The organism is Aminobacter sp. P4_D5, assembly GCF_056401815.1.
On sequence record NZ_JBFUIP010000807.1, the window covers coordinates 1 to 669 of the forward strand.

At 69.9% G+C, this 669-nt stretch carries 1 protein-coding gene; it reads left to right on the forward strand.

Annotated elements, in window-relative coordinates; all coding sequences use genetic code 11:
* Positions 1–183: 183 nt before the first annotated feature.
* The coding region (locus AC1DWF_RS35125) for an FkbM family methyltransferase (RefSeq protein ID WP_476843086.1) at positions 184–669 on the forward strand (486 nt) is incomplete at its 3' end.

Here is a 669-nt window from a genome sequence, read left to right on the forward strand (position 1 = left end):
CCTCCTATCGCAGCCTCGCGGACCTCTTCGGCCTTCCCTACACGCAGCTCTTCGCCAAGGAGGTGAAGCGGGACCGCAAGGGCAATCGCTGCAATTCCGACATCGAGGTCGATGTCGGGGAGCTGGTGCGGGCGGTCGGGGCGATCACGGCATGACCACGCCATCGCAGCGGAGGACGTGCGGATGGTGAGGGAAATCCCGATTCCGGCTCCGGAGCTCGCCAGCGCGCCGCGCGTGATCCGCGACATCTCGGCGCGCGTCCCGGGCTACGGCTTCCGCACCATCCTCGACGTCGGCGCCAACCTGGGTCAATCCTGCCTGCCGCTGGCCCAGGCCATGCCCGAGGTGCGGATCTATGCCTTCGAGCCCGCCGCCCGCAGCTTCGCGAAGCTCCAGGCCAATGTCGCGGATCATCCGAACATCGAGCCGATCAACCTCGCCCTGGGGATGACGACGGAGCGTGGCGTCATGATCGCCGCCGGGACCTCGTTCATCAATCGGCTCACCTCGCCGACGCCGTCGGTGGGCCGCCCCACACTCGCGCAGGCGCTGGGGCGGRAGCCCGGAGGCCCGCCGCTCCCGGTGCCCGAATCCCTGCCGCGGAAGGTCCGGCGGCAGGAGGTCGGAATCATCGCCGGCGCGGACTTCTGCCGGGACCGGGGCATCGAC